At 71.9% G+C, this 22,438-nt stretch carries 18 protein-coding genes and 1 riboswitch; of the genes, 13 read left to right on the top strand and 5 right to left on the bottom strand.

Features of this window, described 5'->3' with window-relative positions; all coding sequences use genetic code 11:
* Window positions 1-6: 6 nt before the first annotated feature.
* The 3 genes from ACZ68L_RS12040 to ACZ68L_RS12030 are packed head-to-tail and all read right to left on the bottom strand — an operon-like array spanning window position 7 to window position 3,730.
* Window positions 7-411 (bottom strand): DUF742 domain-containing protein, encoded by a 405-nt coding sequence (locus tag ACZ68L_RS12040; protein ID WP_469576356.1) that lies wholly within the window; start codon window positions 409-411, stop codon window positions 7-9.
* On the bottom strand, window positions 408-845 hold the full coding sequence (locus ACZ68L_RS12035; protein ID WP_469576353.1) for a roadblock/LC7 domain-containing protein: 438 nt from the start codon (window positions 843-845) through the stop codon (window positions 408-410). The genes ACZ68L_RS12040 and ACZ68L_RS12035 overlap by 4 nt, the downstream gene beginning before the upstream one ends.
* Window positions 842-3,730: a sensor histidine kinase gene (locus ACZ68L_RS12030; RefSeq protein WP_469576351.1), complete on the bottom strand. Its 2,889-nt coding sequence runs from the start codon at window positions 3,728-3,730 to the stop codon at window positions 842-844. The genes ACZ68L_RS12035 and ACZ68L_RS12030 overlap by 4 nt, the downstream gene beginning before the upstream one ends.
* Before the next feature lie 191 nt (window positions 3,731-3,921).
* Here ACZ68L_RS12030 and ACZ68L_RS12025 point away from each other — a divergent pair, with 191 nt between their 5' ends.
* From ACZ68L_RS12025 to ACZ68L_RS11985, 9 genes are all read left to right on the top strand, one after another.
* Entirely contained in the window at window positions 3,922-4,095 is a 174-nt protein-coding gene (locus ACZ68L_RS12025; protein WP_469576349.1) for a hypothetical protein, read from the top strand.
* A 248-nt stretch (window positions 4,096-4,343) separates the two neighbouring features.
* Window positions 4,344-7,259, top strand: coding sequence for a Na+/H+ antiporter subunit A (locus ACZ68L_RS12020; protein ID WP_469576347.1), 2,916 nt, complete (start codon window positions 4,344-4,346; stop codon window positions 7,257-7,259).
* On the top strand, window positions 7,256-7,858 hold the full coding sequence (locus ACZ68L_RS12015) for a Na(+)/H(+) antiporter subunit C (RefSeq protein ID WP_469576345.1): 603 nt from the start codon (window positions 7,256-7,258) through the stop codon (window positions 7,856-7,858). Before ACZ68L_RS12020 ends, ACZ68L_RS12015 begins: the two co-directional genes overlap by 4 nt.
* Entirely contained in the window at window positions 7,855-9,507 is a 1,653-nt protein-coding gene (locus ACZ68L_RS12010; protein WP_469576343.1) for a Na+/H+ antiporter subunit D, read from the top strand. The genes ACZ68L_RS12015 and ACZ68L_RS12010 overlap by 4 nt, the downstream gene beginning before the upstream one ends.
* Window positions 9,504-10,127 carry a Na+/H+ antiporter subunit E gene (locus ACZ68L_RS12005; protein WP_469576341.1) on the top strand — a complete coding sequence of 208 codons (624 nt, stop codon included), beginning with the start codon at window positions 9,504-9,506 and terminating at the stop codon, window positions 10,125-10,127. The genes ACZ68L_RS12010 and ACZ68L_RS12005 overlap by 4 nt, the downstream gene beginning before the upstream one ends.
* Entirely contained in the window at window positions 10,124-10,477 is a 354-nt protein-coding gene (locus ACZ68L_RS12000) for an MrpF/PhaF family protein (protein WP_469576338.1), read from the top strand. Before ACZ68L_RS12005 ends, ACZ68L_RS12000 begins: the two co-directional genes overlap by 4 nt.
* A complete protein-coding gene (mnhG, locus tag ACZ68L_RS11995) occupies window positions 10,474-10,827 on the top strand; it encodes a monovalent cation/H(+) antiporter subunit G (RefSeq protein ID WP_361457737.1) in 354 nt (117 codons plus the stop codon). Before ACZ68L_RS12000 ends, mnhG begins: the two co-directional genes overlap by 4 nt.
* 228 nt (window positions 10,828-11,055) lie before the next feature.
* On the top strand, window positions 11,056-11,928 hold the full coding sequence (locus ACZ68L_RS11990) for a hypothetical protein (protein ID WP_469576335.1): 873 nt from the start codon (window positions 11,056-11,058) through the stop codon (window positions 11,926-11,928).
* 361 nt (window positions 11,929-12,289) lie between these two features.
* A complete protein-coding gene (locus ACZ68L_RS11985) occupies window positions 12,290-13,006 on the top strand; it encodes a hypothetical protein (RefSeq protein ID WP_469576333.1) in 717 nt (238 codons plus the stop codon).
* Window positions 13,007-13,198: 192 nt separating this feature from the next.
* Here the strand turns inward: ACZ68L_RS11985 and ACZ68L_RS11980 are convergent, their stop codons facing one another.
* Both ACZ68L_RS11980 and ACZ68L_RS11975 read right to left on the bottom strand, forming a co-directional pair.
* Complete coding sequence (locus ACZ68L_RS11980; RefSeq protein WP_469576332.1) at window positions 13,199-17,842, bottom strand: HAD-IC family P-type ATPase; 4,644 nt, start codon at window positions 17,840-17,842, stop codon at window positions 13,199-13,201.
* Window positions 17,843-17,960: 118 nt separating this feature from the next.
* Window positions 17,961-18,494 (bottom strand): hypothetical protein, encoded by a 534-nt coding sequence (locus ACZ68L_RS11975; protein WP_469576331.1) that lies wholly within the window; start codon window positions 18,492-18,494, stop codon window positions 17,961-17,963.
* Between the two features lie 162 nt (window positions 18,495-18,656).
* Window positions 18,657-18,808: riboswitch (cobalamin riboswitch) on the top strand.
* Between the two features lie 39 nt (window positions 18,809-18,847).
* Here ACZ68L_RS11975 and ACZ68L_RS11970 point away from each other — a divergent pair.
* The 4 genes from ACZ68L_RS11970 (at window position 18,848) to ACZ68L_RS11955 (ending at window position 22,307) form a co-directional block, all read left to right on the top strand.
* Complete coding sequence (locus ACZ68L_RS11970) at window positions 18,848-19,834, top strand: ABC transporter substrate-binding protein (protein WP_469576329.1); 987 nt, start codon at window positions 18,848-18,850, stop codon at window positions 19,832-19,834.
* A complete protein-coding gene (locus ACZ68L_RS11965; RefSeq protein ID WP_469576326.1) occupies window positions 19,831-20,886 on the top strand; it encodes a FecCD family ABC transporter permease in 1,056 nt (351 codons plus the stop codon). Before ACZ68L_RS11970 ends, ACZ68L_RS11965 begins: the two co-directional genes overlap by 4 nt.
* A complete protein-coding gene (locus ACZ68L_RS11960) occupies window positions 20,883-21,671 on the top strand; it encodes an ABC transporter ATP-binding protein (protein WP_469576324.1) in 789 nt (262 codons plus the stop codon). The genes ACZ68L_RS11965 and ACZ68L_RS11960 overlap by 4 nt, the downstream gene beginning before the upstream one ends.
* 189 nt (window positions 21,672-21,860) lie before the next feature.
* Window positions 21,861-22,307 carry a hypothetical protein gene (locus tag ACZ68L_RS11955; protein ID WP_469576322.1) on the top strand — a complete coding sequence of 149 codons (447 nt, stop codon included), beginning with the start codon at window positions 21,861-21,863 and terminating at the stop codon, window positions 22,305-22,307.
* The last annotated feature ends 131 nt before the right edge of the window (window positions 22,308-22,438 follow it).

Here is a 22,438-nt window from a genome sequence, read left to right as displayed (position 1 = left end):
CTTGATTCAGAGTCTCCGGAGTCCGTCACGAACGGCGGCCAGCACGCCCATGTCGGCCCCGCCGGCCGCCCGCGCCACCGAGAGCGGGGCACGGGCCAGCAGCAGGCCCTGGGCGACGAGGTCGGCCAGCAGGATCTTGGTCACCGACACCGGGAGCCCGAGGTCGGAGGCGACCTCGGCGACCGCGGACGGGCGGCGGCAGCGCTCCAGGATCAGCCGGTGCTCCGGCTGGAGCCGCCCCGGCCGGATCGGCGCGCCGTGCTCGTCCCGCGGATCCTGTGCGGTCGTCAGCACGGTGATGAGGCTGAAGTCGTCCCGCTCGGGAGCGGTCCGGCCTCGGGTGATGGTGTACGGGCGCACCATCGTGCCCGCCCCGTCCTCCTCGGCCTCCTCCTCCCAGTACGGGGTCACGCGCGCTGCCCGTCCCCGGTACCGAAGGCGTCGAAGTCGTCGCGGGCCGGCGTGCCGAGCTTCTGGCCGACCTGCTGCACGAGGTTGTGCATGGCGAGCGACATGATCTCGGCGTCCACCTCCTGGGAGGCGATCACGGCCAGGTGGGTGCCCCGGCCGGCCGAGATGATGAACAGCCAGAGGTCCGCCAGCTCGACGATCACCTGGTGCACGCCGCCGCCGTTGAAGAGCTGCCCGACACCACGGGCGAGGCTCTGCTGACCGGTGCAGATGGCGGCCAGCCGCTCGGCGTCGGCACGGTCGATGGTGCGCGAGTGGCTCACCACCAGACCGTCGTCGGAGAGCAGCACGGCGTTCAGGGTCTCGGCCACCGAGTCGACCAGGCCGTCGAGCAGCCAGTCGAGATCCTGGTGGGTGGCGGTTGTGCGTGTCATGACCGTTCTTCTCTCGTGGGGAGGGGGGTGGCGGACGGTGCCGGCCGCGTGGGTGTCTCGTCGGTCGCCCGGGCGGCGCGGGACCGGCGCTGGAACGCTCCGATCGCGGCTCCGGCCCGGCGCGGGGCCGGTCGCAGCTGCGCGTTCTCGTCCGGGCTCCGCGGACCGGGCGCGGCGGTCCTGGCGGGCGGGGCGACCCGCAGTTCGTCCACCAGGCTGGCCTGCCGTACCCGGCGTGGCAGCGGGGGTTCCGCTCCGGGCGCGGGCAGGGCGGGCAGCCCGGACCCGTTCTCCTGGCGGATGGCTTCCGGCTCCGGCGGCGCCGGGTGGTCGGGCACGGAGACCGGCAGCATCGCGGGGCGCGCGCTGTCGGACCGCCGCGGCCCCGGGATCGGGAGACCGGGACCGCCCGCCTCGGCCCCGAAGGAGGGGTACGCAGCGGCGTACGGCTCCTGCGGCGGAGCGGTGTACGGCTCCTCGGGCGCCGTGTACGCCGGCCGGTCCACGGGGTACTGGCCGGCGGCCGTCATGTACGGCTGCTCCGTCGTGCCGTAGGGGGCCTCGTGTGTGCCGTACGGCGCGGCCGGTGCGCCGTACGGGCTCGTGGGCGTCCCGTGCGGCTCGTCCTGCGCCGGGACGGTGTTCTCCGGTGCCGGGCCGGGCTGTTCCCGGCCGCCGGTGAACGCGTTCTTCGCCGGCGGGTACGGCTGCTGGGCCACGGTGTACGGCTGTTCGGTGGTGGCGTGGGGAACGCCCGCCGTGTTGAGCGCGGTGACCCCGGCCAGTGCCTGCCCCTGGACGCGGGTGGGCAGCGGCTCACCGGCGGGTGTCGGGGCGGCGGGCGCGGCCGCGGGGACGGCGGGTGCCGGGGACGGTACGCCGACCGGACCCGAGTGCGGTTCGGGAACGGTGAGTTCGTCGGGGACGAGCACGACCACCCGGGTGCCGCCGTACGCCGAGGAACGGAACTCCACCCGCAGGTCGTGCTGGTTCGCGAGCCGTGCGATGACGTACAGGCCGAGCCGGATGTCGTCGGAGTGGGCGAGCACGTCCATGCGGGGCGGCCGGAGCATCAGCTCGTTGGCCGCGGCCAGCTGGTCCTCCTCCATTCCCAGGCCCCGGTCCTCGACCTCGATGGCCAGACCACGGCTCACCCCGGCCGCCCTGACCTCGACCGGGCTCGGCGGGCGGGAGAAGCTGAGCGCGTTCTCGATGAGTTCGGCGAGCACATGGGAGACCGGGCCGACGGCCCGCTCCGACAGCCAGGGGCTGCCGTCGAGATCGAGCACCACACGCCGGTAGTCCTGCACCTCGCCCTGGGCGGAACGCATCACGTCCAGCAGTGGGACCGGCTTGCGCCAGCGCCGGTGCGGGGAACCGCCCGCGAGGATCACCAGGTTCTCCTCGTACCGCCGCAGTCGGGCGGTGAGGTGGTCGAGGTCGAAGAGGCCGTCCAGCACCTCGGGGTCCTCGTGCTTGCGCTCCAGCTCGTCCAGCTTCTTCAGCTGCTGGCCGATCAACTGCTGGGTGCGGCGGGCGATGCGCTGGAGCAGCCGCTCGAAGCCCCGGTGCTGGTCGGCCTGTCTGACGGCCGCCGCCAGGGCACTGGTGCGTGCCAGATTGAGCGCGTTGCCGAGCCGGCTCAGCTCGTCGGACCCGCCGTCCCCGTTGTCGTGCTCGATGGCGCGGGCCTCGGCCTCGACATCGATGCGCTCCCCCTGGCCCAGCCGTTCGACGACATCGGGCAGGGCCTTCTCCAGCTCCTCGGCGCGCTCCTGCAGGCTGCCGATCCGGCGGCGGAGATTGCGGGTCAGGCGCCAGGTCGTCCAGATGACCGCGATCACGGCGACCAGGCCGACCACCGTGGTCAGCACCATCTTGAACAGCAGCGACATCACGCTGCCCTTGCCCTCCTCGACCACGAGGGCGGTGCGGTGCTCCAGCAGCTTCTCGATCTGCGGATCGAGTTCGTCCATCGCGCCGCGCCAGGTGTTCTCCTCGGCGCCGACACGGACGAAGCCGGCGGCGTCGGCATCGGCCGGACGCAGTACCTCGTTCTCCACCCGCGTCTTGGTCTTCCAGGCCGGGCTGTGGGTGATCTCCTCCCACATGGCCTTCTCGTCCGACGGCAGATAGGGAACGACCTTGGTGGAGTACTGGAGCGACTGGCCGGAAACCGCCTCCCGGACCTGCCGCAGGTCCTCGGTGCTCAGCTTCCCCTTGGACCAGCCACGGGTCAGCAACGCGTCGGCGCGGGAGATCATCTCCTTGGTCCAGAACAGGTCGACGAGCGGCTGCGAGAGCGTGGTGATCCTGCCGTTGTCGACATGGCTGAGTGCCGTGAAGAGTTCGAGGTCGACCGCGATCAGGTCGGTGTAGTAGCCGTACACGGCCTTCTGCCGGTCATTGCCGCCGTCGTCGACGAGGGCGCGCTGGGCGGGCAGCTGGTTGATCGCCTCGCGCGCCTTGCGGACCGCGTCGCGGACCTCGCCGGGGGCGTCGTCGGTCGCCACGTCGGAGAGCGACTGGAAACTCCTGATCGCGTCGTCGGTCAGCCTGCGCTGCCGCTGCAGCGCGTCGGTGGCGCCCTTGTGCCGGGCGAGTGCCTCGGCGCTGAGCTGCCGCTCCGCCTGCAGGTTGTAGTACACGATGTTGGACGGCTGGCCCGCCTTCTGGGCCAACTGCCCCTGGGCGGCCTGGCGTTGGAAATCCAGCAGCGTCTGACCACTCGTGACGGCCCAGAGCGCGGCCAGAGCGACGCCGGGAACGACGGCCAGTACGAGCAGGGCCGTCCGCAGCGACATGGTGGTCGATTTGGTCCGCCGTGAGGCGCGCGTGCGCAGGGCGTGCTCCTTGACGATGATGCCAGCCTCACGACTGGTCAAATCCGTTGAGAACTTCGACACATAGATATTAGGCACACTGCAAAAATGAAAAGTAAGCGGGCTCACAAGTGCATCACTGATCACACACATCTCCACCACCGAGGCCCGGAGGCGCCGACGTCATCCACCGCTGCCCGAGCGGCGCGCCGCAGTAACGCCGCACCGACGGTGCCCCCGACGAGGAGCCGGAGGTGCCGACGCCTGTCTCGCTGCACGCCGACGGTGTACTCCGTCTGCGCGGCGACCCCGAAGTGGTCACCCCTCAGGGGCCGCGCCAGGAGACCCGGGTGATGCTGTGCGGCCGCGGGCGCACCGGGAACGCGCCGTACTGCGACCACAGTGGGGTCTGCGGCGAGCACGGGTGAACGTCCCGTGGCGCCGTCCGTGGGCGAGCGCCGCTGAACGCGCCACAGTGTCCGCCGCGAGCGCGGGAGACCCGTCCAGGGGTCCGCGGCGGGCGCGAGTGATCCCACCGCGCCGGGCCGGGCGCGGCGCGCCGTACGGGTGAAGAGCGTCTTGGGATATATCTGTATTTAGTGCCCTTTGCCCGTGATGCATCATCCAGGCCCCCGACGCCCTCCCGGGGCAGGCGCGGGACGCTCCCCGGGGCCGTATGACCGCGCTCATCGTCTGCCATTTCGTCCTGGCCGCCTGCGCGCGCCCGCTGGTACGGGCTCTGGGCAGACGCGCCTTCGTCGTGCTCGCGCTGCCACCCGCCGCCGCCACCGTGTGGGCGGCCACCCAGTGGAACACCGCCGCGTCCGGCGGCTCCGTCACCTGGGTGTGGCAGTGGATGCCGGCGTACGACGTCACCGTCGATCTGCGGCTCGACGCCCTCGCCGAGCTGATGGTGCTGCTCGCGGCCGGAATCGGCACGCTGGTCCTGCTCTACTGCGCCTCGTACTTCACCGACGGAACCCCGCAACTGGGCGGCTTCGCCGGGAACCTCCTCGCGTTCGCGGGCGCCATGCTGGCCCTGGTCCTCGCCGACGACCTGATCTCGCTCTATGTGTTCTGGGAGCTGACCACGGTCTTCTCGTACCTGCTGATCGGGTACGACAGCGAGCGGAAGCACAGCCGCCGCTCCGCGCTCCAGGCACTCACCGTGACCACCCTCGGTGGCCTGGCGATGTTCATCGGTTTCCTGATGATCGGTCAGTCGACGGGCACGTACCGGATCTCCGCCATCCTCGCCGACCCGCCCGCGCCGAGCTTCGCCGTCTCGGTCGCGGTGGTGCTGATCCTGTGCGGCGCCCTGTCGAAGTCGGCGATCTGGCCGTTCAGCCTCTGGCTGCCGAACGCCATGGCCGCGCCCACCCCCGTCAGCGCCTATCTGCACGCTGCCGCGATGGTCAAGGCCGGTGTCTATCTGGTCGCCCGGCTCGCCCCGGGTTTCGCCGACGTGCCGGTCTGGCGGCCCGTCGTGATCGTCCTCGGCGCCGCGACCATGTTGCTCGGCGGCTGGCGGGCGCTGCGCCTCAACGACCTCAAGCTGGTCCTCGCCTACGGCACCGTCAGCCAACTCGGCTTCCTCACCCTGCTCGCCGGGGTCGGCAATCGGGACACGGCACTGGCAGCCGCGGCCATGATCCTCTCTCACGCCCTGTTCAAGGCACCGTTGTTCCTCGTCACCGGCATCGTCGACCACGCGGCCGGCACCCGGGACCTGCGCAGACTCTCCGGCGTCGGCCGAGCACTGCCGTACGTCTGCACGGTCGCGGTACTCGCCGCGGCGTCCATGGCCGCCCTGCCCCCGCTGCTCGGATTCGCCGCCAAGGAGGCCGCGTTCGAGGCGCTGCTGAACGGCGACGCCGCGGACCGCTGGGCACTGGGCGTCACGGTCGCCGGGTCCGCGCTGACCGTCGCGTACACCGTACGGTTCGTCTGGGGCGCCTTCGCCCGCAAACCCGGGGTCGAGGACACCCCCGTGCACCGGGTCGGCGCGGCGTTCCTCGCGCCGCCCGCCCTGCTCGCGCTCTGCGGGCTGGTGCTCGGACCGGGCGTCGGATGGGCCGACCGGCTGCTCGGCGCGTACGCCGACACGTTCCCTCCGACCGCGCATCCGTACCACCTGTCGCTCTGGCACGGATTCGGTACCGCCCTGCTGCTGTCGGCCGTCGCCGTGGCGGGCGGTGTGGTGCTCTTCGCCGGGCGCGCCACCGTGACCCGGCTCTCCCGGCGGATCGCGTGGCCGACGGCCGACAGAGTCTTCGGACACCTGCTGCTCGGCCTGGAGCGGCTCTCCCTCCAGCTCACCGGCTTCGTCCAGCGCGGCTCGCTCTCCGTCTACCTCGCCACCACCCTCCTCGTCATGCTCGTCGGCCAGCTCACCGTTCTGGGGATCGACCAGCCCTGGCGCGGTGCGGTCGTCCCGAGAGCCTGGGACGTCCCGCTCCAGGGCGCAGTCGCCCTGCTGACCTGCGCGGCCGCCCTCCTCTGCCTCACCGTCAGCCGCCGGATGAAGGCCGTGGTCCTGGCCGGCCTGACCGGATACGGGGCCGCGCTGCTCTTCGTCGTCCAGGGCGGACCGGACCTGGCGCTCACCCAGTTCTGCGTCGAGACCGTGTCGATGATCGTGTTCGTGCTGGTGCTGCGGCGCATGCCGGTGCACTTCCAGGAGTCGGTCAGCACCTGGCGGCGTGCCGTACGTGTCCCGGTGGCGCTGGCCGCGGCGGCGACGCTCGGCGTGGTGGTGTGGGTCGCGGCGGCCGCCCGTACGGCACCGTCGGCCGGCGCGGCCATGGTCGAGGAGGTCGCCCACCACGGCCTCAAGGACGTGGTGGCGACCATCCTGGTCGATCTGCGCGCCTGGGACACGATGGGCGAGTCCGCCGTGCTCGCCGCCGCGGCGATCGGCGTGACGAGCCTGATCTATCTGCACCGCCGTACCGAGGGGGAGTCGCTGCGCGAAGAGGTGCGGGGACGTACCGCGTGGTCGTTGGCGGGGCCCGAGATGACGGGACTGCCGCGCGGTGACGAAGGGGCGCCGGAGCGCAGCTGGCTCGCGGCCGGCTCGACGCTGGCGCCCGAGCACCGCTCGATCGTCTTCGAGGTCGTGGCCCGGCTGCTGTTCCACCCGGTCCTGGTGCTCTCGGTGTATCTGCTGTTCTGCGCCGAGAACATGCCGGGCGGCGGCTTCGTCGGCGGGCTCGTCGCCGGGCTGGCCCTGATCACCCGCTACCTCGCGGGCGGTCGTTTCGAACTCGCCGAGGCCGCACCCCTGCAGCCTGGACTCTTCACCGGACTCGGACTGTTCATCTCCACCGGCGTCGCCCTGCTCGGCCTCGCCGGGGGAACGGTCCTGCACGCCTGGACCCACCACGGCCGGCTGCCGCTGATCGGCGACTACCACCTGGGCACCCCGGTCCTCTTCGACTTCGGGGTCTATCTCCTGGTCCTGGGCGTGGTGCTGGACATCGTGCGCGCGCTCGGCGCCAAGATCGACCGGCAGATCGAGCGAGCGGCGTTCGAGAAGGCCGCCGCGACGAGCACCCGCACCCCACCCGGGACGGGGGGCTCTCCCGGATGAGGGTCAGCGCCTCGCTCCTGGCAACCGCCGCGGTGCTGTGCGCGGTCGGCGGCATCCTCATGCTCACCCGTCCCCTCACTCGCATCCTGCTCGGCGCGGTGATCGCGAGCAACGGCATCAATCTGCTCGTCCTCGCTGCGACCGGATCGGCCGGCCGGGAACCGCTGCTCTACGGCGTCCCGCTGGGCCGGGTCACCGACCCCCTGCCGCAGGCCATCGCGCTCACCGCGATCGTCATCACCCTCGCCACCACGGCGTTCCTCCTCGCCATGGCCTACCGCAGTGACCAGATCACCGGCACCGACGAGGTCCACGACGACGACGAGGACCGCCGCATCGCACTGCGCTCCGAGGTGCTGGGGGAGCGGGACGAACTGCGTGAGCGCTACCGGGCCGCCTCCGACGTCACCGCGGAGGACCGTGCCCGCTACCGCGAGGAGCGCCGCCGCCTGCGGGCCAGGCTGCGCGCCGACCGCGCCCTCCAGGCCCGCGGCCGGGACGCCACCGGGGACCTATGGCACGACGTACTGGGCGCGGACCCCGAGGACTACGCACAGAAGCAGACCCATGCCGACGCCGACCCGGGAGCCACCGGATGAACGCACTCGTCCCCCTGCCGGTCCTGCTGCCGCTCTGCGCCACCGGCCTGAGCCTCGCCGTCGGCACCCGGCTCAAGCAGGTCCAGCGCTTCGTCAGCGTCGCCGTGCTCACGGCCGTGCTCGGCCTCTCCCTCACGCTGATGGTCGTCGCCGACACCCACGGCCCGCTCACCGTCCACCTCGGCGACTTCGCCCCGCCGCTCGGCATCACACTGGTCGCCGACCGGCTGTCCGGGCTGATGCTGTCCGTCTCCTCGGCCGTCACGCTCTGCGTGCTGATCTACTCCCTCGGCCAGGGCATGGCGGACCGGGACGAGGAGACACCCGTGGCGGTCTTCCACCCCGCGTACCTGATCCTGGTCGCCGGGGTCTCCTGCACCTTCCTCGCCGGTGACCTCGTCAACCTCTATGTCGGCTTCGAGATCATGCTGGTCGCCAGCTTCGTCCTGCTCACCCTCGGCGGCACCGGCCCCCGCGTCCGCGCGGGCTCCACCTACGTGATCATCTCGCTGTTCTCGTCCATGCTGTTCCTCACCGCCATCGCCATGACGTACGCGGCGACCGGCACCGCCAACTTCGCCCAGCTGGCCGGCCGGCTCCCCGCACTCCCGCTCGGGGTACAGACACTGATCCAGGCGATGCTGCTCACCGTCTTCGCCATCAAGGCCGCCGTCTTCCCGCTCGCCGCCTGGCTCCCCGACTCCTATCCGACCGCCCCCGCCCCCGTCACCGCGGTCTTCGCCGGCCTGCTCACCAAGGTCGGTGTCTACTGCATGCTGCGCACGGAGACCCTGCTCTTCCCCGGAAACCGGCTCGGCGACCTGCTGATGGCCGCCGCGCTCGCCTCGATGGTCGTCGGCATCCTCGGAGCCGTCGCCCAGACCGACCTGAAGCGGCTGCTCTCCTTCACCCTCATCAGCCACATCGGCTACATGGTCTTCGGCATCGGCCTCGCCACCCGGGACGCGTACGGGGGCGCGATCGTGTACGTCGCCCACCACATCACCGTCCAGACCACGCTCTTCCTGGTGGCCGGGCTGATCGAGCGCCGGGGCGGCACCACCGAACTCACCCGGATCGGCGGACTGGCCAAGGCCGCCCCGCTGCTCGCCGTCCTCTTCTTCGTGCCCGCCATGAACCTGGCCGGCATCCCGCCGCTGTCCGGCTTCATCGGCAAGCTCGGGCTGATGCGGGCCGGTGTCGCCGACGGCAGCGTCTGGGCGTGGATCCTCGTCATCGGATCGGCCGTGACCAGCCTCCTCACCCTGTACGTGACGGCCAAGGTCTGGAACCTGGCGTTCTGGCGGGCCGCCCCGCCCGGACAGACCGCGGCCGGCACCGTCCTGGAGACCGACTCCGACGAGGACGACGACGTCGACGAGGGCCCCGACCACATCCCCGGAAGCGGCGACGAAGGGGTCCGCCCCCGCCACCAGCCCGCCGGGCGCGTGGTGGCGGCCACCCTGCACGGACACGCCGTCACCACCACGACGCAGCTCCCGCGGCTGATGACCGCGGCCACCGCGGCGACCGTCCTGCTCGGACTCGCCTTCACCGTGCTCGGCGGACCGCTGACCTCCTACACCGACCGCGCGGCCGCCGAACTCATCGCACGTACCCCCTATGTCGAGGCGGTGCTCGGCCGGTGAAACGCCGCATCACGCTGTCCTTCCGGAACAAGGACCTGCCGCCCTTCAGCTGTGAGTTCGGTCGGCGACGACGTGTCCTGGACCTCCCGCTGATCGCCTGGCTCACGTTCATCTGGGTACTGCTCTGGTCCGGCTTCCACCTGGCCAACGTACTGACCGGCGCGGTCGTCGCGGTGGCCGTCTGCCTGGCCTTCCCGCTGCCCCGGGTCGACCTCGGGCTCCGCCTGCACCCCTGGGGCATCCTGCTGCTCGCCGGCTATCTGCTCTACGACATGTACACCTCGGGCGTACGGGTCACCCGGCAGATCTTCGTCGACCATCCGCACCGGGCCGCGGTCATCGCCGTACCGCTGCGCTGCCGCTCCGACCTGATGCTCGCGGCCACCGCCGTCGCCGTGTCGAACGTGCCCGGCGGATCGATCGTCGAGGTACGCCGCGCCACGGCCACCCTCTTCCTGCACGTCCTCGACGCGGACAGACCCGTCGCACTCGACGCTGCGCGGCGCTCCGTCTGGCGGCTCGAACGGCTGACCGTCCGAGCCTTCGGCACCCCCGACGAGATCGCCCGCGTCGCCGAACCACCACCACCGCTCAGGCACGAGAGGGGAGAGCAGGCATGAGCGTGCCGGAGACCATCGACCGGGTGCTGCTCACCGCGGCCGTCGTGGTGATCGTCGTCGCCGGAGCGGGGCTCCTCGCCCGGATCTGGTGGGGCCCCTCCATGCTGGACCGGGCCATCTCACTGGATGTCTGCGCCGCCCTCATCATCGCGGGCCTCGGCGCCAAGTCCGCCTTCGCCCGCGACCCGTTCTACTTCCCGATCATGCTGGTGCTGGCCTTCCTCGGCTTCACGGGGTCGGTCGGCATCGCGCGTTTCATCGCCGTACGCGACCGGCCGGCGCCGAGGCACGGCGCGGAGGCGACCGGGAGAGACGACGGACGCGACGGCACCGGGGGAGAAGCACGGTGAAGCCCTGGCTCCAGATCCTCGACACGGCCGGTGCGGTACTGGTCCTCGTCGGCGCGGCCATCTGTCTGCTCGGGGTGATCGGGATGCTGCGGCTGCCGGACGTGCTGTCCCGCAGCCACGCCGCCACCAAACCGCAGACTCTCGGCATGCTCCTCGTCCTCGGCGGGGTGGCCCTGCGGCTGCGCAGCGGCATGGATCTCGCCACCCTCGCGCTGATCGGCTTCTTCCAGATGATGACCGGACCGGTCGCCGCCCACCTGGTGGCGCGATCCGCCTACCGGACCGGGCAGATCGACCACGGCGAACTGCTCTTCGACGAACTGGACGAGCAGCTGACCGAGGAGAGCTGAGACCCTTCCTGTCCCAGCCGCCCGGCGTGATCACCGACCCTGGTCAGGGATCTCCCGGCCGACGGAACCACGTCGACGAGGCGGCGGTGCCGGGATTCTTCAAGACCGCGTCCCCGGGCCCTGTCCAGACTGCGGCCATGAGCGAAGTCGACCTTCTTGCGAGTGTGCTGTCCAAGACCGGCGATGTCATCGCCCCTGTGGGTGGTGCCCGCGACTAGCCTCCGCATCATGTTGCGTATCGCCGACACCCGCACCGGTCATCTCGTGGAGATCCCCGCCGCACCTCGCCGCCTGCTGCGCAGCCGCGTCCATCTGCCGGCCGCCGTCGATACCGGGATCGGTCCGGTGCATCTGCGGGTCCCGCTGATCGGTGACGTACTGGCGCGCACCGCGGAGCTGAACGGTCTGCAGGTCGTCACGGTCCTCACCACACCGGAGCTGACGCATGATCAGAATCAGGCGCTCGAACGCGTGATGGCGGTGCTCGGCATCCATCCGCCGGTCGTCGTCGGGGCCCACCGTCCCGACGCGGCACTCGGCGGCCCCGCCGACGTGCACGTGACCGCCCGGGGCGCCGACACCGACGACGTCACGGGCGGGGTCCGGATGGAGGTGGGGGAGGTCGGCACGGTCCTCCCGGACGAGGGTGCATCCGACCCCGATCGTCTCCGGGGCGCTTTTGACCCCGATCGCCTCCTCGCCCCGGAACTCCCGGACGTACCCGCGCCGGAGGCCGCCGATCCACTGGCGGTACGTCTGCTGTTGCTCGGCCGCCCCTACGACGCGCCGGTGACGGTCACCGGAGAAGCGCTGGCCGACGCCCGGCAGACCCTGTGGCGGTGGCGCCGACAGGTGGCGGACTGGGCACAGGAGCCGTCCAGGCCGATCCCCGCCGATCTGCTGCGGGAGTCGCACGCGGCGCTCGCCGACGACCTCGACGTCGCCGCCGTCCTGGATCTGCTGGCCGATGTGGCGGGACGGGCCGAGGTGCCGGCCGGTGCCAAGTTCGAGACCTTCGCCCATCTCGACCGCGTCCTCGGCCTGGACCTCGTCCGCGATGTCGGTGGCCAGCGCCGCCCGGAACGTCCCACACCCCGGTGAACAGGCGCGACGGGCTGCCGAGCGGTAGTGCCAGTGCTCGCGCGGATACGTGGAACGGGCGCCGAGGAATCCGGGTGAAGCCGGCGCCCACGTCGCCGCAGATCCACGCGTACGGCTCCAGGCGCCGGACGTTGAAGTGGCACACCGGGGCCGGCTCCCGCCCGAGCCGGCGTATCTTCTGGGGCGCCGGTACCTGACAGAAGTCCGGCGGGTGTCCGCTCAGCCGCAAAGTCCCAGGGCACTCCCAGCGGCGACGGCGACCCTTTCGGATCCCTGCCGCGTGCGGACCGGCTGACCGGCGCGGCCTGCCGAGGTGGGCCGTGCACCGCACCACGCGCACCGCATCACAGGAGGGGACACCATGGGCAAACAGCGCATCACCGTCTGTCTGCCGCCCGTCGGCCCCGACGGGCTGAAGCAGGCGGTCGGGCAGGCCATGGCCCCCTTCTGGTACGACCGTGAGGACCGCCCCCACCCTGACTGGGTGGGGGAGTGGGACTACTGGTTCGTCTCCGGGGCGGGCTGTCTCTTCGACGTGCTGCCCGGCCACGAGGACGACCCCCGCCTCGTGCGGTACGACGACTGGAGCGAACCCCCCGAGGACCTGCCTCCCTCCCGCTGTCACGGCGGCCCGCGCTCCATCCTCGACCTCGACACGCCCCGCGCCGCCGAGGCCCGCCGGGCGGCCGGCACCTGGACGGCGTACCACGCCTTCGCCGACCGCTACCCGCCCGCGCTGCGCTTCCACTACTTCGCCGAGCGGGCCGGCGTTCCGGAGCCCGAACACGCCAGGGAGGCGGCCGTGGCCGCCTTCCGTGAACAGCCCCTGATCCAGGCCATCGAGGCCGACCCCGAACTGGAGGAACGGTTCACCTCCGACCCCGTCCTCCACTTCGACGAGGACCTGGAGACCTACGTGGCCCGCCATGTGGCCGCCGTGCTGTCCACCCCCGCCCTGCTCACCCTCGACGGGCGGTGGGTGGAGGGCGGCGGCCTCGACTACGAGCGGATGTTCAACGCCTGCCTGGACGGCCTGCCCGGCGACACGATGGTCGTGCGGGTGCTGTACCACTCGTGACGGACCAGGTGGCCTGTCCCGGAAGGCCGCGGACAGGGGATGCGGGTCTCGGCTGAAGCGTCCTGAACGGGTGAGGGCCTTGCGGGTTCGGGGTGGAGTGCGACATCGCCACCGAACGATGAGGAGGCCCTCCTGCCTCACCGTAATGGAGCAGCCCTTGGCCGGCTGCTCCGGCGCGGCGCGCTCCCGGCGTCAGCTCGGCACGGGGATGAAACGCTTCAACGGGCCCAGCCGCGCGCCGAGTTCCGTCAACAGACGCTCGGTGTGCGGCAGCACGCGGGGGGAGAGGGCCGCGATGGCCACCGCGAGAGCGACTCCCGTCCAGGCGAGCGGGCCCAGCGGGGTGCAATCGAAGAAGTGGCTGACCACGGGGGTCTGGACGAGCGCGATGAGGAATGCGGCGGTGCCGAGGACGGTGGCCAGGATCAGCGGGCTGCGCTTGCGGCCGAGGAGGATCTGCGTGAGCTGGGCGCCCACCACGCCGCACAGGGCCATCGTGCTGGTGCGCCGGGCCGTACCCGGTGTGAGGCGGCCGATCAGCCAGGCGCAGGTGGCGCCGATGCCGGTGACCACGCCGCGTTGCCGGATCTGACGGTTCAGGGGGGACTGAAGGGCGGCCAGGCCCACGGAGTGGCTGCCTGGTCGCGAGTCCTGGGGGGTCACGGCCACGGCCATCGCGGGGAACATGTCGGTGAGCAGGTTGACCAGGAGCAGTTGGCGGGTGGACAGGGGCGAGGCGCCGGCGAACAGAGTGCCGAGGACGGAGAAGCCGACCTCTCCGGCGTTGCCGCCGAGCAGGATGCTGATCGCGTCGGCGACGCTGTGCCACAGGGCCCGGCCCTCGCCGATGGCGTCGATGAGGACGGAGAGTTCGTCGGTGGTGATCACCAGGTCCGCCGCGTTGCGGGCGGCCGCGGATCCCCGGGCGGCGATGCCGACGCCGATGTCGGCGGCGCGGATGGCGGCGGCGTCGTTCGCGCCGTCGCCGACCATGCCGACGACGCGACCCGCCTTGCGTAGCGCCTCGATGACCTGCAGTTTCTGCTCCGGTGCGACTCTGGCGACCACGCTGCAGTCCTTCAGGAGCCTGATCTGTCCGGCCCGGTCGAGCGTGGCGAGTTCGTCGCCGGTGACGACCGTGACGTCCGCCGGCCATCCCAGGGCGAGGGCCACCGCCTGGGCGGTCCGGGGATGGTCGCCGGTGAGCATGACGGGCCGTACGCCGATGTCGTGCAGCCCCGCGACCAGCGGTGCGGAGCTGGGGCGGGGTGTGTCGGCCAGCGCCACGAACCCCATGAACTCCAGGAGTTCGAGGGGCTTGTCCAGCGACTCGTCCGTCACGTCGTCCGCGGACAGCCGGCGCTGGGCGACGGCCAGGAGCCGCAGGCCTCGTGCAGCGAGCCGGAGTGCCGTATCGAGGGCCTCCGGACCGGCGTCGGGGCAACTGGACAGCACGACTTCCGGGGCCCCTTTGACGACCAGCAGGTGGGTGCCGTCGGGGTCGCTGCCCACGGCTGCGGCGTAGCCGCGACTGGCCTCGAAGGGCCGTCCCGCGAGGGCGGTCCAGCCCGTGTCGTGCGGGGCCGCGGCCAGGACGGCCGCGTCGGTGGCGTGGGCGTGTGCGCCGCTCTCCCTGGCGGGGCGGGGGCAGGCACGCGCAGCGAGACGCAGGATCAAAGCCGCCTCGGGGGCGGACGGCTGGTGCTCGGTTCCCGAGGCGGTGGCGAGCTGGACGACCTTCAGGCTGTTCTCGGTCAGTGTGCCGGTCTTGTCGAAGCAGAGGGTGTCCATACGCCCCAGCGCTTCCAGACTGCGCGGGGTGCGTACGAGGATGCCGAGTCTGCTCAGCCGCCGCGCTGCCGCCAACTGCGCCACCGTCGCCACCAGCGGCATACCCTCGGGAACGGCGGCGACGGCGACCGCCAGTCCGCCTCGGAGGGCGGTGCGCATCGGACGCCCGCGCAGCAGGGACAGTCCGGCCACGGCGGCACCGCCGACGAGAGTGAGGGGCAGCACCTTGCGGGTCAGTTCGTGCAGCCGTGCCTGGGCCCCGGCCGAGGTGGGGACGCGGGCGGCGAGTGCGGCGGCGCGGCCGGCCTCGGTCTGGGAGCCGGTAGCCACCACGACCGCCCTGGCCCGGCCGGCTACGACGGTGGTGCTCTGGAAGACCATGCAGCTGCGGTCGGCAACGGCTGCCTGCGGCTTCGCCGCCACCTGCTTGCGGGTCGGCAGGGACTCGCCGGTGAGCGCGGACTCGTCCACCTCCAGACCGTCGACCTTCAGTAGCCGGGCGTCGGCCGGCACCACGTCGTTGGTGTGCAGCTCGATCACCTCGCCCGGCACCAGGCGCTCCGCCTCCACGACGGACGGTTGCTCGTCGTCCGGCCCGGCCAAGCGTCTGGCCGTGTGCCGCTGGCTGGTGACGAGGGCCGACAGGGCACGTTCCGCGCGCAGCCGCTGAAAACCGCCGACCAGGGCGTTGACCGTCACGGCACTGGTGACCAGGAACGCGTCCACCCCGGAACCCAGCAGGGCCGATGCGGTGGCACCGACCATCAGGACCGGCGTCAGCGGGTCGTCGAGTTCGGCCCATGTGGCGATCAGCAGACGGAATCCCCAGCGAACCGGCGAGATGAACGGGGCGACGTACGGATACGCCGCGGCGGCACGCGCGAACCGGCTCGCGTCGGTGCGCAGCGTCATCAGGGCGGTGGGTGCGGAGCGCGGCGCCCTGGCCAGCCGGGCCAGCACCTCTCTCGGCTCCAGCGCGTGCCAGGGCACCCGCGGCCTGGGATGCGGAGTGGCGTGCACGGCAGCGCCCAGCGCGGCCCACCAGCCCCAGACCAGCGCCGCGGCGACGGCGATGTTGACCGGACTGAGCCGCACTTTGAGAGGAAAGGGCGGCTGACCGGTGCGCGTTCCTCTGCTGAGCACCAGGAGTGCGGACAGTGCTGCGCCGGCCTCGGTGAAGAACTGGGCATGGTTGCCGACCGTCCGTGCCGCCGGGACCGCGCACAGCAGCCGCCACACACCCGCCAGCCCGCGCACGCACATCACGTCCGCACCCCAGACGACGGCGCTGCGCTTGTCGGTGATCGCGACGGCGATGTCGCCGGCGAGGAGCCCTTCGGTCACGTCCCGGCCGCGGGCGGACAACCGCTGTCTGCCCGGCCCCGACGACAAGGGGCGGTCCGAGGAGTATTCGTGCGGGACGCGCGCCACCGTCAACACCGTCCGCCCCTCGTCCTGCAGGGCGCGCACCACATCGGCGAACGGCCGGTCGGCGGGGGCGAGTTCATCGGCCAGTACCCCGAACTCGTCCAGCGAATCGTTCTCGACGACCACGACGTGCAGGCCCGCGCGCCGCGCCGCGTCCAGCGCGGCCTCGGCCATCGGGTCGGTCTCCCAGCCGACCAGCACGGTGCCGACGTCCTGGTCGCCCAGTGAGGCGATCATCATGCCCGTCTCCGCCGGCGGACCGCCGGGTACCGGGCGCAGGCCGAGGTACGCCTCCTCCGCCGTACCGGCTGCCTCGCCGTTCCCCCACGAGACATCCCACGAGGTCCCCTGGAGAGCCCTGGTGGCGGCCTGCCAGAGCTGGTGATGGTCCCAGTCGTCGGTGCTCGGGTGGACCTCCAGCACACACAGCCGGTAGCGGTGCAGCGCTTCCGGGTGCAGCACCACGGTGTCCACGAGTTCGAGCCGACGCAGCCGCTCGGCGTCGCGGACCAGGGCGTCCTCGCGGGCCAGCAGGGTGCTCAGCGCCGCGGTGAAGCCGGCCGGGCCGTACCTCGCCGCCTTGGGGGTCCCGGCAAGTACGGCCTCGGCAGCTTTGCCCAGGTCACGGGTGAACAACAGCGTCGTCGCCGCCCCGGCCAACATGCCGTTGACCGCGGCGTCGGCGTACTCCTCCCCCGGGCAGGCCCGCAGGGGCGGCCGCTCGATGTCGTTCCCGGCAACTGTCAGCCGACTGGGTTCGCACAGCGCGTCGTGCACCGCGTCGAACGCGGCGAGCCGAGCCAGGGCCGCCACCAGTTGGGTGGTCCGCAGTGCCGCGTCGAGCAGCAGCGGTGTGGGCGACTGACCGACGCCGTTGGCCGCCGCATACGCCGCGGCGAGCAGCAGATCGGTACCGTCGGTGCCCAGCGAGCGGCGCAGTAGGGCCCGCACCCGCGAGTCCTCCCGCAGCAGCGTCGCCACGGCCGATACCGCCTGGGGCGCCTGCTGCACGCGCGCGCTCCGCGCGGTCAGCGCGGCGGCGACCCCAACGGCGTCGCACGCCAGGCCGACCAAGCTCGCGCGCACACCGCCGGCAGCGCCCGGATGTGCATGGGCCAGCGTTGGCTCACCGACCTGCTCCAGACCGTGCCCGGCGGCCAATTCGGCCGCCGCGTCCGCCACATCCTCATCGGCCCCGTCCTCGGCAAGCTGTACGACGAGCCGCATCAGCCCCCCGTCCCAATAGGCGCTCACCACGTCGGGGTGCTCGCACAGCTCGGAAGCAACCTTCGCGGCCGCGTCCTCAAGACGCGCCACAGACTTCAGCGGAGCGTCCGGGGAGTGGTGCAGGGCGAGGTGCATACGCGATGCGGCGTGCCAGTACCCGACCTGAGGAGCCATGGCATTTCGGGCAGCCCTGCCGAACAGCAGCCCCGCCCTCGACACGGCCGCCGCGCCACCTACCGCACTCCGCACACCGGCGCTGACGATCTCGGTAGCCACGTGCCCCGCCGCCGACGCCGATGGTGTCATACGGCGAGTGGCCCGGACCGGGGCAGTGGCAAGAGCGCTGCTCAGCTCTGCAACGGGCAACAGGGGCAGCAAACGCGACAGCATCTCTCACCTTCACGGGCTCGTCGTCAGGCCGTTGTGCGGGACCGGGCCTTCGAGCCCGAGAGTGAGCGAACCTGCCACCCGGCGACGGGCAGCGGGCGATCAAGCACGCTGAGGGTGTTCAGCTCTTCTTCCGCCCGGCTGCCGCAGGCTTTCGCGCGCTGCCGCGCTGCCCGGACGGGCCGGCCTTCGCCTTCCCTTTCGCGCCGGTCGCCTTCGTCGACGTCTTGGCCGAAGCCTTCGCCGGCGACTTGGGCTTCCGCGAAGCCGTCGAAGCGGTCGACGCCTTGGCCGACCGGGCCGCCTGCTTGGCCCGCAGCCCGTGACCGGCACCTGCCGACTCCTCGGTCACGTCCTCACGGCGCGGCTGGGTCAGCCACACCACCGCGGCGCCTGCGACCGCCACCGGCCACTCGATCAACCCCACCGCACCGAGCAGACCGGCTCCGGCGTACGCCGTGACCCGCCGGGCGTGCGGCGAGACGACTCCGACGGAGTCCAGTACGCCGTCGAAGACACCCTTGACCACCTCGACACCCGGGACTCTGTCCACGACCGTCGTCATGGTCTCCATGGGGTGTGCCAAAACGTCCTGGACGGGATGCGTCGCCGGCTTCGTATCGCCGGAGCGTCGTCCAGCGGCCTTCACAGCCATGATCGCTCCTTCCGAAAGGCTGGCGAGGCGGACAGCGGCGCGCTGCCGTATCCCTCACCTTCCGACCTATCGTGTCAAACGTCCGCATACCCGGCAACGCTGATGGAGCCGAATGGGTACGCAGCGTAAACGCGCGGTGTACGGACAGGCTCGTTGTACTGACGGGCTCGCTGATTCCGCGGTCTGACAGACTGGGCCCCGAAATCTCAGGCGACGCGCGTCAGGAAACCGGTGTGAATCCGGTACGGTCCCGCCACTGTGACCGGGCTGCAGCAGCCCGGAAGCCAGACACTGGCCGCGCCGCCTTCTCCGTACAGCCAGGGGACGAGGACATCCCCCGGAAAGGCTCGGTCATGCTCCGGATCCGCCATGTACCACTCGCGCTCATACCGCTGCTTCTGCTGCCGCTCACCGGCTGTGGCTCCGGCACGGGCGGCGAGGGCAGGACAGAGGCCGCACCGGCCGCCGACGGTTTCCCCTACACGGTCACCAACTGCGGTACGAGGACGACCTTCGACGCCCCGCCGAAGCGGGCTGTCACCATGAACCAGCACGCCACCGAGATCATGCTGGCCCTCGGGCTCCAGGACCGGCTGGCCGGGACGGCCTACCTGGACGACAGCATCCTGCCGAAGTACCGGTCCGCATACGCCACAACCAAGGTGCTCGCGAAGGAGTACCCCTCCAAGGAGGTGCTGCTCGGTGCCAACCCCGACTTCGTCTACGGCGGTTACAGCAGCGCCTTCGACAAGGCCAGGGGCCAGGACCGGGCGGGGCTCCGGAAGAGCGGCATCAACACCCGGCTGAACATCGAGTACTGCACCAAGGGCAAGGTCGGTATCGATCAGCTCGCCACCGAGATCACCCAGGTCGCCAGGACCTTCGGCGTACCGGAGCGCGGCAGGAAGCTGATCGCCGAGGAGCGGCAGAAGATCAGGGCGGTCGAGACAGAGCTCAAGGGCTCCTCACATCCCTCGGTGTTCGTGTACGACTCCGGCGACAGCTCCGCGTTCACGGCGGGCGGCAACGGCATCGGCAACGAGATCGTCCGGCTCGCCGGGGGCAGGAACGTCTTCGCGGACCTCGATGGCACCTTCGGCGACGTGTCCTGGGAGCAGGTCATCAAGCGCAGGCCCGAGGTGGTCGTGATCTACGACTACGGCGGCACCACGGTCGCGGCCAAGAAGAAGCGGCTGCTGAACGACCCGGCGCTCGCGGACGTACCGGCGATCAGGAACAAGAGGTTCGCGGTACTCCCGCTGTCCTCGGCCGTGCTCGGCGTCCGGGTCGCCGACGCCGTGCAGGACCTGGCCGGGCAGCTGCACCCCGGTACCCCGTGAGCGCGGAGTCCGCCCGCCCCCGCCTGAAGGCCGTCCTCCGCTCGACACCCGTCGTGATCGGCGTCCTCACGGTGCTGCTGCTCGCGGCGGCGGTGGCCGGCCTGGCGCTCGGCCCGGTACGGATTCCGCCGGGCGAGGTGGTGCGTACGGTGCTGGGCGGCGAACGCACCGGCGCGTACCAGACGATCGTGTGGGAGGTACGGCTGCCCAGGGTGCTGCTCGGGGTCGTCGTCGGCGCCGGGCTGGCCCTGTCGGGCGCGGTGCTCCAGGCGCTGGTGCGCAACCCGCTGGCCGATCCGTTTCTGCTGGGCGCCTCCTCCGGGGCGTCGGCGGGCGCCGTCGTGGTCATCGTGCTGGGGGTCGGCGCCGGTGCCGCCGCCGATGTGGCGCTGCCCGCCGCCGCGTTCGCCGGGTCCATGGCCGCACTGGTCGCCGTCTACGCGATGGCCCGGCGCGGCGGCACCATGACGACCGGTCGGCTGATTCTGGCCGGGGTGGCGATCCAGTATGTGCTGTCCGCGTTCACCAGCCTGATTCTGGTGCTGTCCTCCCGGGCCGAGCAGGTGCGGGCGATCCTGTTCTGGACCCTGGGCGGCCTGGGCGGCGCCCGCTGGGACGAACTGGCCCTGCCCGCCGTGGTATTGGGCGTCGGGGCCGTACTCCTGATCAGCCTGGCCCGTCCGCTGGATCTGCTGCTGACCGGGGAGGAGGGGGCCCGCAGCCTCGGCCTGGACCCCGGACGTTTCCGGGGCGGGGTCTTCGTGCTGGTGTCGCTGATCGTCGGCGTACTGGTCGCCTACAGCGGGGCGATCGGCTTCGTCGGCCTGATGATCCCGCACGCCGCCCGGCTGATCGTCGGCGCGTCCCACCGCAGACTGCTGCCGGTGACCGCGCTCGGCGGGGCGGTCTTCCTGCTGCTGGCCGATCTGCTGGCGCGGACTGTGGCGGCCCCCGAGGAGATTCCCGCCGGGGTGGTCACCGCACTGGTGGGCGGCCCGTTCTTCCTCTGGCTGCTGCGCCGTTCCAGCCGTACCGAAGGGATCACCGGATGAGCCCGGCGCCGTCCCCGGCGGCGCTCGCCGCCGACGGGATCAGCTACGAGGTGGCCGGCCGCACCCTGCTCGACGGGGTCGCGCTGGACGCCGCCCCCGGCGAGACGGTCGGCCTGGTCGGGCCGAACGGCAGCGGCAAGACCACCTTTCTGCGCTGTGTGTACGGCGCCCTGCGCCCCGCAGCGGGGCGGGTCCTGCTGGACGGGGCGGACGCCGCGGCCCTCGGTGTGAAGGAACGGGCGCGGCGTGTCGCCGTCGTACCGCAGGACAGCCCCGGCGCCTTCGGCCTGACCGTGCGCGAAGTGGTGGCGATGGGCCGCAGCCCGCACAAACGGTTCTGGGAGCAGGACGACGCCGACGACGCCCACCGCATCGACCGGGCGCTGCGGCGTGTCGGCGCAGTGGCCCTGGCCGACCGGCGGTTCGAGGAACTGTCCGGCGGGGAACGGCAACGGGCCCTGATCGCCCGCGCCCTGGTCCAGGACCCGGGACTGCTGGCGCTCGACGAGCCCACCAACCATCTGGACATCCGCTACCAGCTGGAGATCCTCAGCCTGGTGAGGACGCTGGGCACCACCAATCTGCTGGTGCTGCACGACCTCAACCTGGCCGCTTCCTACTGCGACCGGCTGTTCGTCCTCAGCGCCGGACGGGTGGTGGCGTCCGGCTCCCCGCACGCGGTGCTGACGGAGGAACTGCTGGCGGAGGTCTACGGGGTGCGGTCCCGGATCGATGCCCACCCGGTCACCGGCTCCCCCAACGTCGTCTACCTCCCGCTGTCATGAGCGACAACACGTCCCCTGCCTGGACGCCCCTGCCGCACGGGCCACGCCGGCAGATCACCGAAGGCGAACCGTCCGCGGCGCGATACCCACCGTCGACGGCAAGGGGGAGAACAGGGTTCCCTGCCTGCTCCGGCTTCCCAGCAGGAGCAGGGCGCCTGCCGCTCGCACGTCCAGGGGCAGTCCCTCGTCGTGGAAGCACTGCTTGAGCCGGTCCCCGTGGGTGTCTTCATCGATCGCTTCGGGCTCGGCCTTGGCATGGTGCGGGACCAGCAGGTCCCGGCTGTGGCCGCGGACCGCGGCAGCCCGCTCGGCCGCAGGTCCCGGAGAAGTCCCCGGGGTCCGGTGTGGTTCGAGTCCGGACCGTCGACGTTCGCGCACGAAGGCCGCATCGCCCGACGGGCCGCGGCGGCCGCACCGGAGCACGGTGTGGTGATCGCCGGATCCGGCGAGAACTGGCTGCTCACGGAAGAAATCCCGGACGGCGGACCGGCGGCACACGGCCGTCCGCCGCAAGCCGCCGCGCGCATCCAGCCGGCATCCGTCGGGCGTACCGCCGAACTGACAGCCCTCGGCTGCCCCGAACGCGGCCCCGAGCAGCTGCTGACCGACTTCCGAGCCCTGGCGGACTTCACGTAGCCTCGGCCCGGACCGCGCCGGGGCCGGGCCGCAGCTCGGTGCAGTCCCCGCTCGGGCGCAAAGTCCCAGAGAAGTCCCACGGATGCCGCCGCCCCCTTCCGAACCAGCGTTCAGCCTGGCCAGAGAGGGGG

The organism is Streptomyces sp. NPDC104309 (genome assembly GCF_055584025.1).
This window is presented reverse-complemented; position numbering and strand designations above follow the sequence as displayed.

Coding starts and splice junctions, on each gene's coding strand:
- ACZ68L_RS12000 (WP_469576338.1), top strand. CDS start 10,124: ATGAGCGTGCCGGAGACCATCGACCGGGTGCTGCTCACCGCGGCCGTC.
- ACZ68L_RS12010 (WP_469576343.1), top strand. CDS start 7,855: ATGAACGCACTCGTCCCCCTGCCGGTCCTGCTGCCGCTCTGCGCCACC.
- ACZ68L_RS11990 (WP_469576335.1), top strand. CDS start 11,056: ATGTTGCGTATCGCCGACACCCGCACCGGTCATCTCGTGGAGATCCCC.
- ACZ68L_RS11980 (WP_469576332.1), bottom strand. CDS start 17,842: ATGCTGTCGCGTTTGCTGCCCCTGTTGCCCGTTGCAGAGCTGAGCAGC.
- ACZ68L_RS12035 (WP_469576353.1), bottom strand. CDS start 845: ATGACACGCACAACCGCCACCCACCAGGATCTCGACTGGCTGCTCGAC.
- ACZ68L_RS11975 (WP_469576331.1), bottom strand. CDS start 18,494: ATGGCTGTGAAGGCCGCTGGACGACGCTCCGGCGATACGAAGCCGGCG.
- ACZ68L_RS11960 (WP_469576324.1), top strand. CDS start 20,883: ATGAGCCCGGCGCCGTCCCCGGCGGCGCTCGCCGCCGACGGGATCAGC.
- ACZ68L_RS12015 (WP_469576345.1), top strand. CDS start 7,256: ATGAGGGTCAGCGCCTCGCTCCTGGCAACCGCCGCGGTGCTGTGCGCG.
- ACZ68L_RS11985 (WP_469576333.1), top strand. CDS start 12,290: ATGGGCAAACAGCGCATCACCGTCTGTCTGCCGCCCGTCGGCCCCGAC.
- ACZ68L_RS11970 (WP_469576329.1), top strand. CDS start 18,848: ATGCTCCGGATCCGCCATGTACCACTCGCGCTCATACCGCTGCTTCTG.
- ACZ68L_RS12020 (WP_469576347.1), top strand. CDS start 4,344: ATGACCGCGCTCATCGTCTGCCATTTCGTCCTGGCCGCCTGCGCGCGC.